The sequence below is a fragment of the Vibrio sp. Y176 genome (assembly GCF_033438945.1).
Genome location: NZ_JAWOQS010000622.1, coordinates 1 through 661 on the forward strand (window position 1 = coordinate 1; position 661 = coordinate 661).

General features: G+C 41.0%; 1 pseudogene. It reads left to right on the top strand.

The features are described 5' to 3' along the window. Positions 1 to 84: 84 nt before the first annotated feature. A pseudogene (locus R7O13_RS27690) lies at positions 85 to 661 on the top strand (hybrid sensor histidine kinase/response regulator); the annotation flags it as partial.

Here is a 661-nt window from a genome sequence, read left to right on the forward strand (position 1 = left end):
AAACCCGATTTCACTCACAGCGCTAACAACCCAAATAGATAAACTACACTTTTCATATCAACCCCTTGGATATGGAAATGCGCTGTGGTCGGAATTTTTTCGTGGAATAACCTGTCGGTAAAACACAAACTCTTTGGCCTTGTCTTACTGCCAATCATTTTGTTGTTTTTTCTGGCGGGACAACACGTTCATAACCTTTCGACTCAAGCTCAAGATTTACAAAAAGCCCAATTATTCTCTGTTTACATCGACAAAGTCTCTTACCTGTTTAATTTACCCAATAACCCATCCATCCCGAATAAAGCTGAAAAAACAGCGCAGCTCATTCAAGAACTAAAAGAAACGACCCCCCGCGTTTTTGGCGACAATTCTGAGGTTTTGCCTTTACTTGCGAGTTTTGAAGAAGCCAGCCTCTCGATGTTTACAGCAATCGATATCGAAGAAAAACTGGATATTGCAGAATGGCGAGCAGATACTTTTGAGCAAATCCTACTTAATCTCGACAAGGTCTATTTTAGTAACGTCAGTTACGAAACCGATCGCCATCTTTCCTCCTTAATGCAATTGGAATGGTTAATGTTTTGGTCGACGGAAGAGCGTCGATTGAGTGAATATCTCATTTATTCAGCCAATAAGCGTCTTCATTACGACGACGCTGTTC